This is a genomic window from Myxococcales bacterium (assembly GCA_012513515.1).
In the GTDB taxonomy this organism is placed as follows: Bacteria; UBA10199; UBA10199; order 2-02-FULL-44-16; family JAAZCA01; genus JAAZCA01.
The window spans coordinates 1-12,485 of sequence record JAAZCA010000012.1 but is presented as its reverse complement, the minus strand read 5'-3'; the positions used below and the strand labels follow the sequence as shown (position 1 = coordinate 12,485).

The window sequence follows — 12,485 nt, the reverse complement described above, 5'->3', positions numbered from 1 at the left end:
GCCTCCGAGGCAGCGGCTATATCCGTCGTCTATGTGCTTATCGTGGAAGTCTGCATCTATAAAGATATCAGCATAAGACGAGACATCCCCAGAGTCGCATCGAATTCGATGATTCTCGTGGGCGGCGTCCTCATCATACTGGGGTGTGCGCTAGGGCTTACGAATTACCTCATCGACGAACAGATCCCGATGAAAATTATCGGTCTGATGCGCAACTTCATAACCAGCAAGTTCATGTTTCTAGCAGTGCTGAACATATTCCTGCTGATAGTCGGATGCCTTATGGATATTTTTTCCGCAACGATCGTAGTGGTCCCGCTGATAGTACCGATCGCCAAGGAATTTGGAGTCGATCCGCTGCACCTTGGCATCATATTTTTGACGAATCTAGAAATCGGATATTCAACTCCGCCAGTTGGCCTCAACCTCTTCATCTCCAGCTTCCGATTTAAAAAGCCGATACCCGAGGTTTACAAAGCATCAATTCCGTTTCTAGGCGTCCTTCTTGTTGCCTTGCTGATAATAACCTACATTCCTGATCTCTCCCTGTGGCTGGTAAGGCTGTTCGGAATGAACTAGCCGAGGTGCCGCGCATATCGCATATCGAAATTACGTAAAAATATACGCGAATACAAATAGTTCTACCTCTTATTCAAAATAGAAATATGATGAAAGATGGCTCTCGATGTGCTCTCAGAAGGGCGAAAATGGATGCGATCTGCCCCGATCTACCTATATTCGATAGATACGATTTCAAAGTTGCGCGGACCATTTGGAGTTTTGACCAGGACCTCGTCCCCCTCGGATTTGCCTATCATCGCCCTGGCGATCGGTGATTCTATGGATATCTTTCCCCTGCCTATATCGGACTCGTCGGAACCGACTATGAAATAAGTGACGTGCTCGTCGTTATCTATATCTTCAAGGGTAACAGTAGCGCCGAAGGATATTTTATCAGAGTCGATGCTTTTGGGGTCTATGACCTGAGCGAGCGAAAGCTTGTGCTCGGTCTCCTGAATCTGTAAAGATATCTGCTGCTGTTTTTCCTTTGCGGCTTCGTACTCCGCATTTTCGGAAAGATCGCCCTTTTCCCTAGCTTCCTCTATCTCCTTCACATTCCTGGGTCGCTCAACTTGTTTTAGATACTTGAGCTTGTCCTGCAGAATTTTTTGTCCCTCAGGGGTCATCGGTATTCTTCTGTGCATAGGAGCTCCTAAAAAATAATACCGCCTTCAGCGAACGGATCGTTGAAGGCGGAAACACTTAACCGGGACGAAGCTAGCATCTAAAAATGTTTAGTCAAGATTGTTTGTGAGATTGACAATTCCAGAGTTCATACTAAATAGAAGCTGATGAGCAATGTCTTTCATATCAATTCGAGGCGTACATTCTCTGAAGATGACGCCAGGTCACTCCTTCCAGTCGTCAGAAGAATAACCGACCAGGCCGTCAGATCATCCTCCGAAATTCAGGAACAACTTCGCTGGGTACCAAAGGAAGAGGCGCTCTATCACAGGCTCACGAAACAGCTCGAGAGCATAATCAGAACCTGGGCATCCAAGATATCCAGGCTTGGATGCGGACCCAGGGGAATATGGCTTGTAGACTTCGACGCCGGAAACGGATGGTTTTCATGGCGCTATGGCGATGACGACCTCAATTTTTTCACGTCCAATCAAATCTCCAGAGGCGTAGCTTCGTCGGCCTTTGAAGAACTTCTTTCTTGACCTGTTTTAATTATTGCAGCAGTTCTCTTTCAGCATCCTAAATCCGGAGAAAAGAGATGCCTACCTCTTCCATAATTCAGATACCGATCGGCCCGATGATGAATTTCGCGTATTTAATCGGCGACGCTGAAAGCGGGTTTTGCGCAGCGGTCGATCCGGCGTGGGATGCTCACGCCATCAAGAGGTCGGCTGCTGGGATAGGATGGAAGATCCAAAAGATTCTGCTTACACACGCTCACTTCGACCATGCCAACGCAGCGGCAGAACTGTCGGCGATAACAGGGTCGAAGGTTTTTGTGCATCGCTTGGAACCCGTCGAAGATCTGAAGGGAGTCGCGCTGGAGTACACGGAAGAAGGCACCATAATCAAAATAGGAAAATTGGAAATTGAATGCATTCACACCCCTGGTCACACGCAGGGATCACAATGCTTTTTGGCATATGATAGCGTAATCACAGGTGACACCCTCTTTGTGGATGCGTGCGGAAGAGTCGATCTGCCAGGCGGCAGTCCATCCGACATGACAGAGTCCCTCAAGCGCCTTGCCAATCTCCCCGCCGCTACAAAGGTGTACCCAGGACATGATTACGGAAGAGCCAAGGTCTCATCCATAGGGGAAGAGCGAAGAAACAACATGTGCATGCGAAATCCGGAGGGAAACGTCTTCTGATGAATGACTTCATGAAAAGGCTCCGCGAAGAAGGAATCCTTGCCGACGGCGCGCTTGGAACCGAGATATACAAACGCGGGATATTCATAAACAGGTGTTTCGATGAACTCAACATCTCCAACCCCTCCCTTATAAAAGAAATTCATGACAGCTATATATCCGCCGGGGCTCTTCTCATAGAAACCAACACATTCACCGGCAGCAGGCCTGCGCTCGCAGCGCATGGTCTCGATGGAAAGGTGGCTGAGATAAACAGGGCCGGCGTAAAAATCGCTAGAGAGTCGGCTGGGGAACGCGCCTTCGTCGCAGGATCGATAGGTCCGATATCATGGACTCGCAAAAATTCCGGTGGAATGACCGATTCAGAAATGAAAAGTTTTTTTACGGAACAAATCGAGGCCCTCTCCGATGCCGGATCAGACGTAATACTCCTTGAAACATTCATCCATCTCGATGAGCTTCACATAGCATACGAAGCCGCCAGAGAGGTATCGAATAAACCCGTAATAACCCAAGTCTCCCTAAAACACCTCGGCGAGGGGGAATTTGAAGGGCTTCTGCCGGAATATGCCGCAGCACAGATGGAAAATTGGGGTGCGGACGTAATAGGAGTAAACTGCTGTGACGGTCCTCAGGGTGTATTCGAAGCTATAAAAAGGATGTCGATTGCTACTAAAACTCCTCTTTCAGCAATGCCAAACGCCGGTCTGCCACAGATGGTCAACGGACGCCTGATGTACCTTGCAAGCCCGGAATATTTTGCAGAATACGCAAGAAGATATGCCATGCTCGGAGTCGCCCTCATCGGAGGATGCTGCGGCACTACACCGGAACACATCAAAGAGGCAAAAAAATATCTTAAAACCATGAGACCGGGGCAGCGCTCAAATACCAAGAGCATAGTCGAGTCAATTTCAAAGCCAGTCAGTCCGATTCCGCCCGAACAAAAAAGCCTTTTCGGCGCAGTAATTGGTAAAAAATTCGCAATATCAGTCGAAGTCGATCCTCCCCTCGGTACCGATCCTTCATCCTCCATCGATGCTGCCAAATCTCTGAAGCAACTGGGGGTGGACGCGATAAATATAGCCGACGGACCGCGGGCCATGGCGCGCATGAGCCCGATAGCTCTTGCGTCACTTATAAAAGGCAAAGTAGGTATAGAGACGATAGTTCATTACTGCTGCCGCGACAGAAATATTCTTGGCATGCAGATGGACCTCATCGGGGCATCCGCACTGGGCCTTCATAACGTCCTAGTGATAACCGGTGACCCGCCGAAGATGGGACACTATCCTGAAGCATCGGCTGTTTTCGATGTTGATTCCATCGGATTGATACGGTTCATATCCAACCTAAACCTCGGCTTGGATTTTGCTGGCAGACCGATAAAACAGGCAACAAAGTTCCTGATCGGTTGCGGCGTCAACCCCGGCGCAATCGACATCGACACTGAAGTCGAAAGGTTTCGCAGTAAGATAGCTTCAGGCGCTGAGTTCGCGTTTTCACAACCTGTATATGATCAGAAGATGCTCGCCAGATTCCTCGAAAAAATAAAGGACCTGTCGCACATACCATTTTTTGTAGGGGTGCTGCCGCTGGTTTCTCTGCGAAATGCAGAATTTTTGCACAACGAAGTTCCCGGAATGCAGATTCCAAAGCATATTCTCGACAAAATGGTCTCTGCCAAATCCGGCGACGCACAAAAAAAGTACGGCCTGGAAATTGCGCGGGATATAGTTTCCGCCGCCAAGGGCTCCGGAAAAATATCCGGGGCTTACATATTCCCCCCATTGGGGAGATACGAAACCGTAGAGAAGATCCTCAAGGGAATCATATAAGAAACCTATGAAAAACTAGCTGCAACAATAACTTCGACCATGACCAATTGACCATCGACTAAAACATCAAGAAGCTAGAATCTAGAAGTGAGAAGCGAGATTTCTACAGGCGAGGTTTTTCTGGCTTCTAGCTTCTGTTTTTCCCACTTCACGGCTGTTGCGAGATCCCCGATAGAACCAGTCGGGGATGACAACCTTCTCGTCACTCGGGGATGACAAGCGCATAGTTTTTAGAGGCGCCCTGAATTTGCTGATTTTTCAGAGATTACTTAAGATCGAAACTGACAGAATCCAGTTCGGCGAGAGAGTCCACCACAAGATTCGCAAAGGTCAGTTCGGCCCTCGGATAGGAGTTGGTGACACCTATGCACTTCAGACCGGCCTTGCGGGCGGCCTCTATGCCTTTCGGAGAATCCTCGATAGCTGCGACTTCGTTCGCAAGTATGACAGATGAAAAGAGCACCCGAAGATCTTCGAGGGTTTTGATATATCCCTCGGGATCTGGCTTTCCCTTCTCCACCGACTCAGCCGATATGATGGTACAAAAATAATCAAAGAGGCCGGATTTTTTAAGTATGAATCCTATTTCGCTGCGAAGTGCACCACTGCATATAGCCAGCATATATTTTTTCGAACTCTCTTCTATAAACTCTCTTACTCCAGGGATGAGAGGTATCTCCGACTTCAAGCGCTCCATACATATGGCTGCTTTTATTTTTATGAGCTCTGTTTTTTGGGCATCGTCAAAGCTAACAGAGTTTCTACGACCAATCTCGTACAGAAAGTCCCTGTCGTTGAGACCGATGTAAAAATTTTTATAGTCATTCTCGCTAAAAGAGATGCCGAAGGACTCGAGCGCGGAGAGCCATGCGTTCATATGAATGGGTTCTGTGTCGGTTATCACTCCGTCAAAATCAAAAATTAGGGCTTTGATTGTCATATTTTGGATAAGAATCTGTCAACGCCAATCCCAGCAACTATGCCCTGGGCGGAGGAAATAGCAGGAAGCTGTGGCCTGCCGCATATCACGTCGCCGCAGGCAAAAACCCCATCGGCCGTGGTCGAAAAATTGACATCGACCTTTATTGCGCCGTTTTCACCCAACTCCACGACATTGTTCAAAAACGATGTGGCAGGCTGATATTCATGAACGTATGTAAATACACCTGACACCTCGAGATCTTTTTCATGGCCGGACGCAAGTAGATCGATTGATGTAATATGATCGCTGCCCTTTATTCGCTTAAGACTAGTTGAATAATGCAGCTCGATGTTTTTTGTGGACTGAATCTTCGTTATAAGAAAATCGGGGATATCCAGTTTGCTTGAAGGGATTATGAAATGGACTTTTTCTGCAAATCGCGAAAGGTAGACGGCAGCTTCGGCAGAGCGCCGGTTTCTGCCTACCACAGCAGCAATCCTCCTCGCCACGGAAGGAGCATCCATGATGGCATCGTAAGAAACGCCCTTGGCGAGAAATTCCTTTTCGCCATGGAGATAGTTGCTCCTTGCGGCTGAACCGGTCGCTATTATTAAACTCCTTCCGGTGAATTCACCCGCGTTTTCCGTCATAATCCTGCAAGGCGCATTTTCACTCACGGCTACCGCAGATACAACATCCCTATGAAATTTTACGCCCTCGAGCTCAGCCTGCTTTTTGAGTTTGACAAGAAGGTCGCTGCCGCTAAGCGATTCCGGAAAGCCGGGAAAACAACTCACATTCGCAAGCGTAGAGAGGTATCCAGAAGCGCCATCCCTGTCTATGACTAGAACTTTCCATTTGCATCTGGCGACAAACATTGCGGCGGAACACCCAGCGGTTCCTCCCCCTACAACTATCAGATCGTATTCTGCATGCATCTAGGACCTCGTGTTATTTCGATTTAAAAAAGGGAACCCTGAACCGAAGGAGTTTGTTCATAAGGATGTTCTACAGACCAGTTCACGACTGCCCTCCTCTTCCCATTCCCAAATTTAGAGGTGTAAAACAGCTCTTTATGCGTTGCCCCGTATTCGAATATTTCCTTCGTTATTCTGACATCATCCATGCAATATTTTTTCAACTCTTCGATGCGCCCTTCTCTGAAAAACTTTATGGCATCGAGCCCACTGCCGCTCTTGCTGGATCCAAGGGTGGCCTGCGCCACGCTGTCAAGACTGACCCTGTGGCCAAGGGCGTTTAAAAGCTGTTCCATTATGTCCAGCTGCGGAAGCTTTGAAAGGTTGAAAGGGACATAGTTCTGAAGCACCGGGACATCGAACTTCCTGCTGTTGAATCCTACAAGAAGAGGAGACTTCTGCAGCCTTTCCACGAATATGGTGAGCTCTTTCTCCTCGTAAATTTTGTACTGAGCATCGGCATAATCGTAAAGCCCAAGGACGGATATCCCAAGCTCCTTGAGATTGTTCCTCCCCCCGACATCTGAAAAGGCGTTTTTTGTCTCTATGTCGAATACTACAATGTTTTTCCTCATCGAGCCAGAATTATCATAGGCGCCCCTTTATGCAAGGAGTTTGGAAGTTGTTAACCGCCAATTTAAGTAACCTCTGAAAAGCTAGCTGTAACAATAACTTCGACCATGAACAATTGGCCATCGACCAACATCCAAAAGCTGGAATCTAGAAGTGAGAAGCGAGATTTCTACAGGCTAGGTTTTTCTAGCTTCTAGCTTCTGTTTTTCACAGTCACGGCCGTTGCTGGATCCCCGATTAAAGCACTCGGGGATGACGACCTTCTCGTCATTCGGAGATGACACCATGAATGTCATTCCCACGGTTTTAAGCCGCCGCTACCGCGGGGTTCCGACCGTTCACCAGTCACCAGTCACGGTTGTTGCGGGAGGGGGTCTAATCCTGATCCCTGATCTTTGATCAGCCTTTTATAAGACTAGATTATATCCGCAAATAATAGTTACTAAGATGACCGATCCTTCTGGACAGCAAAAAGACCTAGCGACCATTCGCAACGCACAGCCATTACCGCGGTTATAAGCGGAAATCCCTCGCCGACCTACTACTCAATCATCGCTGGAGCAGATTATTCTGACAGCAGCGAGTCAGTTGCATCCTGCGCGGCATCACCTTCGATAACCTGATACACTTTATCAATGCCCATGATAACGGCACTCATCGGTGCAAGGTCTTTAAGACTCAGCCTAAAAAATGCATCGATCGCGGGTTCTTCATCCCTGATATATAGCTTAGCCATCAAAAGTATTTTATCATACAGGTCAGCAGCTACAGCAGCCCTGGAACCTATAAGTTCTCCCTGAAAAATGGGGTGCACTTTTTCGAGTATGCTAGCAGAGATCGGGTCCATGCTCTGCTCTGTAAAAACCTTTGCATGCCTGAATGATGCATCCGTCGGAAGCTCCTTCATCATATCTTTCTGAGGGCACTTATTTGCAAGAGGAGATGACAAGCCCTTAGCGTGCTTCCAATATCCACGAGTTCCAAGGAATATCGCGTCCTTTCCAAGCTGCCCCATCAGCAAAACTTTATTGCCACTTACATCTACGAAAAATGCCCCATCCTGATCGGCCAAGAGCCTAGTCCATTCAACAGCGTCGTCTTTATAGGCGGTAGCAATGCACTTCTCATCACTCGTGCATTTATCTCCGATGTTGACATCGCTAACATTGTCGCATTGACATGGAGAGCTTGTATCATCATCCCACTTCCACGTGCTCACCAGAAAATCCTTCATGGAAAAACCTGCAGGTAGAACGCCCTTGAATATGATTCCAAAATTTTCACTCCGCGCTATTATACTCTCAGGATCCATATCCCCAGTGTTAGTCCAATTCGGATTAGGTCCGGACGTAAGGCTCTTAGAAGGAGGTGGGTACTTGCTCGCATAACAGATGCTGCTTACGTCCTTTTCTGGATTGGCAAACGGCATTGTCTCAGACAAAAACAGCTTTACTGTATGCAACGCATTAGACAGACCACCATCATCTGACCCCCGTAACAGCTCCGATTCAAATATCCTCTTAGGAAGAACTATTCCCGCCGCATCGGCATCCTCTGGGAAGTATCTCAAGCAATCAGGACACTGGTATTCTTCAACAGCGGGAGGAGGCGCCTCCTCGCATATAAACCTCTCAACGGTCATGGGCTCCGAGGTTCCCTCCCTGAATTCATCGCCAAATTCCGTCGCAAGCTGACCCCCATGACAACCAGAGAAGAGAATTGCAAGCAAAGCGAGTAGCGCCGATATCTTCATAGCATCCTCCTGTTTGATCTCAGGGGGACTTGAAGCAATAAACATACCAACACTTGTCAAAATAACTATTTGATTTTATTAGAATATATAGGATAAAACCTTATCACGACGATAAATCATCGCAGGAACGTCAAATTTTTGGTTTTCCCCGAGGGAAGTATATTGATAGATCGATATCCTCTGAAAAGGAATGGAGATGGCGATAAATCCCCAGATTTTTAAAGAGCTTGAGGCGGAAACCCCTCCAATTCTCCTCGGAGATGAACGCATAGAAAGTTACTGCGAAGACACGATGTATAGGGGTTCGCCGGATGCGGTTCTCCTCCCCCGCAAAGATGAGGATATCCTAGCGGCAATTGAATTCTGCAGTTCATACAAAATTCCTCTCACGATCTGCGGATCACAGACCTCCATGACAGGGGCATCTGTGCCTGACGAAGGATTGCTGCTCTCCACGGAGAAGCTGGAGGGGATAGAGGACATAGTGGATATCGGAGGACAACCGCACGTGGTCGTAAAACCAGGAACCGTGGTATCACAGTTACAGGCCGAGCTGGCCAAGAAAAACCTCTTTTATCCAATCGGTCCGACCTCAAAGGACCAGTGCAGGATAGGAGCCAATATCGCCACGAATGCAACCGGAGAGGACTCATACAAATACGGCACCGTAAGACAATATGTGCAATCGCTTGAGCTCATAACTCCCGACTGCAAGAGCGTCTTCTATTCCAGAGAGCCCGGCGAAGCGGCATCCGGAAAAAGGAACACTGCCGGATATTTTACGGGCTGGGAAAATCCCATCGATCTGATCATAGGTTCGGAAGGAACGCTTGGGTTCATATCCCGCGCGACCATTCGCTTGATCCCGGGAGTCCCATCTTTTTTTTCAGCGCTAATACCATTCGAATCGAACATGGAGGCTCTCTCCTTCGCTGTAAATCTTACGCTCAACGAAAAGGATAAAAAACCAAGGACGCTCGAACTCATAGATTCAGGCGCACTTAAAATGATGAAGACATCGCGTAGCTTTCCATCGATACCAAACGAGATCGCGGCATACCTGTATATAAAACAGGAATACGATTCCGAAAAAGAATTGGGGCGATGGGCACAGATATGGCAGGAAAGAATTCAAAAGGCATGCGGATGCGATCTCGAAAAACACAGCATGGTGGCGCTCACACAAAACGATCAGGAAATTTTTAGGCTCTGGCGGCATCGGATACCGGAGGCCGCAAACGAACTCGGAAGACTTTATTGGAAAGATGGTGGCGGCAAAGTCGGAAGCGACTGGTGGGTACCTATCGACAAGCTAATCGAAATGATGGAATTCTTTTACGCGGCCGCGGATCGCTCCGGACTACCGCATATGGGATACGCCCATATAGGCGCAGGGCATCCTCACACGAACCTCCTCGGGAGAACTCCCACCGAAAAAAATCTGGCCCGCGACATCCTCTCGGCATGCTGCAAAAAGGCGGTGGAGCTTGGCGGCGGGGTCGCCGGAGAGCACGGGCTCGGTAAAATTCATACCGACCTGCTGTCGATACAGCACTCCAAATCAACTATAGAGCTGATGAAGCGCTGGAAAAATCAGTACGATCCTGACTGGATTTTCGGAAGGGGAAATATATTCGGAACTACCAGCGTCTGATGGGCCCAACATCTATGTGGACAAAGTCGCTGTCGGCATACACGCCAACTCCGCCGGACTTGAGGGAAGCCGCATATGATCCGAGGGCATATTTGCTGACTCCTGGCAGCCTGATATCCACCGCCAACCCCTTCATGTGAAGACTGTTGTGGGCCACGCGGCTTGAATACAAACTGAGTTTAGAATTGTACTCAGGACTTCTATAGCCCGACACTATCTGAATTTCCTCAGCACCGAAATGATCCTGAAGATGATCGATTAGTTCTATCAATTTCAAAGAAATTGGATAATTTTCACTTTTCCCATGGCAACGCAGTGTATGCTCCATCGCCGCGAGCGCTGAGTCCTCATAGATTCCGTCAGCATTTCTGTAGATGATGTTGAGGTTCTCGCCAGTAAAAAGATCGACCATGCGTATTTTGCCATCTCCGCTGAGGCGGAATGGCGACAGACCTTCAGCGACCGACTCAATTCCGCTGATCGGAAAAAGAAGCAGCCCCATAATTGCGAGCAAAAATGAGATACGGGCAAACCTTGCCATTATAATCCCTCGATAATATTATCGACAGAACGATCATAAAGGTTTCGTGTTATTCCACAGGGGAGCGTTCATGAAACTATATGTTATTATTATACTTTTTACCTTAGCCGCACTGCCGTGCCGGGCGTTGGCTGAATATTCTGCGCGTGGAGACGGCAAGCTGGCGCTCTTTAGCTATCATCTTGGCGAATATGCAGAGATTCAATACAGAAACGAAAAAGGATACGACAAGGAGGGCCTGGCAAAAATAGACGAGATAATGCGTTCGAGGGATGGCAAAAAACATCGGATTGAGCTCAGACTGATCGAGCTCATCGATGAAATTCAGGACCATTTCGGCGCTGATACGATTGAGCTGATATCCTGTTACAGAAGCCCTGAAATCAATAGGTCAATAATCGCCAGCGGCAGAAAGGCTGCAGGAGAAAGTCTCCACGTGAGAGGAAAGGCCTGCGATATACACATAGATGAAATTGATGAATCCTCTATTTACGAATACGCAAAAAATCGTCGGCTTGGAGGGGCTGGCTTCTACCCGAGGCATGGATTCGTTCACATCGACGTAGGCCCCATCAGGCATTGGGAAGAACCTCCGTGGTCCGAAAGAGTTCTTGTGGGCTCTGAAAACAACCCGAATCAAAATTGGATAGCTGTAACCGACAAAGATACCTATCATCCTGGAGAAAAAATATCGATATCGATATTCAATAATTCATACGAAAGCAGAAGGCTGTCGATAAAAAATTCTTGGCTGGAAGGATTCAGAAAAGGCGATTGGTCAGAACATGAAAAGATACAGCACAGGATTTCCAGCAAAAAATTACCCTCTGGAGGAAGATCAAGTGGGAAGGTTGCAATTCCGGAATGTCAGCTTCCTGGTAAATACCGCTTGGTAATATTTGTAAAAAATTCAAAAGGAGAGCCGCCGTTTTATTCCAATGAGTTTTACATAAGAAAAAACTCCGGGATGAATAACGTTGAATTCGGCCAAAGATGAGAGGCTAATTATGAAAATAGGCGTAATGAGCGACACGCACGGAAATCTCGATGCGATGAACGAAGCCGTTCGCATCATGATCGAAGATCACAATGTAGAGGCGATAATCCATCTCGGCGATTACTTCAATGATGCCGAAGCGATCGATGCAGCGGGGGTACAAATTTATGCTGTCCCAGGTCTTTTCGAAAATGCCTGGAACGATCCGACAATTCCACGCAGAAAAAAGATCGCCCTCGGCGGAGCAACATTTTTAATAAGCCACACATCTCACAAAACAAGCGAGGACAGACCTGACGACTTCGATCCTATGAGTCCCAAAGACCTTTCGGATGTGGATGCCGTGCTATACGGACACACCCACAAAATGGAGTCCTCCAGAAGTGATATCAACGGAACTTTATATATCTGCCCGGGGCATGTAAAATCAGACCTCGACAGAAATATGCCGGCGAGCTTTTGCATAATAGATGCATCGCCCGGCGAGATTATGGTTCGTTTTTACGGATTAGACGGAGAAATGCTGGACAATGCGCATTTCACAATCTGAGAAATTGACCCGAAGGACGAAAAAGCCGTCATCACAATGGCTTAATTACCGAAATGGCCGGCATCATGCTGAAGGCCGCAGAAGCGCTATAAATTCCTCCTGTGATCATGTAATGCGGAGCGCCGTTCACGAAGTTCGTGAGGCTCGGTAAAACCGAGCCTGTAAAAAGAATTGTGTAACTGCTTAACCTCGGATAGGTGTCAAAGACACCGAAAGGAGACGAGCAGTTATGGAAAAGCTGGGTAAGAATGAGGCCTTGTTTAAGGATTTGGCAAAGGGTGT

Annotated in this window: 13 protein-coding genes; 7 read left to right on the top strand and 6 right to left on the bottom strand. The window is 47.8% G+C overall.

The genetic code is table 11. The features are described 5' to 3' along the window. Nucleotides 1–579 (top strand): TRAP transporter large permease subunit (locus GX659_02545; GenBank protein ID NLD27668.1); only part of this gene is annotated, 579 nt, incomplete at its 5' end. 149 nt (nucleotides 580–728) lie between these two features. On the opposite strand, the gene greA is transcribed toward GX659_02545, so the two are convergent. Further along, on the bottom strand, nucleotides 729–1,205 hold the full coding sequence (gene greA, locus GX659_02540) for a transcription elongation factor GreA (protein ID NLD27667.1): 477 nt from the start codon (nucleotides 1,203–1,205) through the stop codon (nucleotides 729–731). Nucleotides 1,206–1,352: 147 nt separating this feature from the next. On the opposite strand from greA, the gene GX659_02535 reads away from it, so the two are divergent. The 3 genes from GX659_02535 to GX659_02525 are packed head-to-tail and all read left to right on the top strand — an operon-like array spanning nucleotide 1,353 to nucleotide 4,236. Beyond that, nucleotides 1,353–1,727, top strand: a complete 375-nt coding sequence (locus tag GX659_02535) for a DUF2203 family protein (GenBank protein ID NLD27666.1) — start codon at nucleotides 1,353–1,355, stop codon at nucleotides 1,725–1,727. A 56-nt stretch (nucleotides 1,728–1,783) separates the two neighbouring features. Continuing rightward, on the top strand, nucleotides 1,784–2,398 hold the full coding sequence (locus tag GX659_02530; protein ID NLD27665.1) for an MBL fold metallo-hydrolase: 615 nt from the start codon (nucleotides 1,784–1,786) through the stop codon (nucleotides 2,396–2,398). Then, complete coding sequence (locus GX659_02525; GenBank protein ID NLD27664.1) at nucleotides 2,398–4,236, top strand: bifunctional homocysteine S-methyltransferase/methylenetetrahydrofolate reductase; 1,839 nt, start codon at nucleotides 2,398–2,400, stop codon at nucleotides 4,234–4,236. Before GX659_02530 ends, GX659_02525 begins: the two co-directional genes overlap by 1 nt. A gap of 265 nt (nucleotides 4,237–4,501) precedes the next feature. Here GX659_02525 and GX659_02520 read toward each other — a convergent pair whose 3' ends face one another. The 4 genes from GX659_02520 to GX659_02505 all read right to left on the bottom strand — a co-directional run bounded on the left by GX659_02520 (nucleotide 4,502) and on the right by GX659_02505 (nucleotide 8,461). After that, complete coding sequence (locus GX659_02520) at nucleotides 4,502–5,176, bottom strand: HAD family phosphatase (protein ID NLD27663.1); 675 nt, start codon at nucleotides 5,174–5,176, stop codon at nucleotides 4,502–4,504. Further along, nucleotides 5,173–6,096, bottom strand: a complete 924-nt coding sequence (locus GX659_02515) for an FAD-dependent oxidoreductase (GenBank protein ID NLD27662.1) — start codon at nucleotides 6,094–6,096, stop codon at nucleotides 5,173–5,175. Before GX659_02515 ends, GX659_02520 begins: the two co-directional genes overlap by 4 nt. A gap of 23 nt (nucleotides 6,097–6,119) precedes the next feature. Continuing rightward, nucleotides 6,120–6,710, bottom strand: a complete 591-nt coding sequence (locus tag GX659_02510; GenBank protein ID NLD27661.1) for a helicase — start codon at nucleotides 6,708–6,710, stop codon at nucleotides 6,120–6,122. Nucleotides 6,711–7,273: 563 nt separating this feature from the next. Next, nucleotides 7,274–8,461: a hypothetical protein gene (locus GX659_02505; protein NLD27660.1), complete on the bottom strand. Its 1,188-nt coding sequence runs from the start codon at nucleotides 8,459–8,461 to the stop codon at nucleotides 7,274–7,276. A 190-nt stretch (nucleotides 8,462–8,651) separates the two neighbouring features. On the opposite strand from GX659_02505, the gene GX659_02500 reads away from it, so the two are divergent. Next, the gene (locus GX659_02500; GenBank protein ID NLD27659.1) at nucleotides 8,652–10,115 is read left to right on the top strand and encodes an FAD-binding oxidoreductase; all 1,464 of its coding nucleotides are present in this window, start codon (nucleotides 8,652–8,654) and stop codon (nucleotides 10,113–10,115) included. On the opposite strand, the gene GX659_02495 is transcribed toward GX659_02500, so the two are convergent. Next, nucleotides 10,102–10,656 (bottom strand): DUF882 domain-containing protein, encoded by a 555-nt coding sequence (locus tag GX659_02495; GenBank protein NLD27658.1) that lies wholly within the window; start codon nucleotides 10,654–10,656, stop codon nucleotides 10,102–10,104. The two genes, GX659_02500 and GX659_02495, sit on opposite strands and share 14 nt — an antisense overlap. A 70-nt stretch (nucleotides 10,657–10,726) precedes the next feature. On the opposite strand from GX659_02495, the gene GX659_02490 reads away from it, so the two are divergent. Continuing rightward, nucleotides 10,727–11,653: a YcbK family protein gene (locus GX659_02490; protein NLD27657.1), complete on the top strand. Its 927-nt coding sequence runs from the start codon at nucleotides 10,727–10,729 to the stop codon at nucleotides 11,651–11,653. A gap of 10 nt (nucleotides 11,654–11,663) precedes the next feature. Then, nucleotides 11,664–12,203, top strand: coding sequence for a YfcE family phosphodiesterase (locus GX659_02485; protein ID NLD27656.1), 540 nt, complete (start codon nucleotides 11,664–11,666; stop codon nucleotides 12,201–12,203). Nucleotides 12,204–12,485 lie beyond the last annotated feature (282 nt).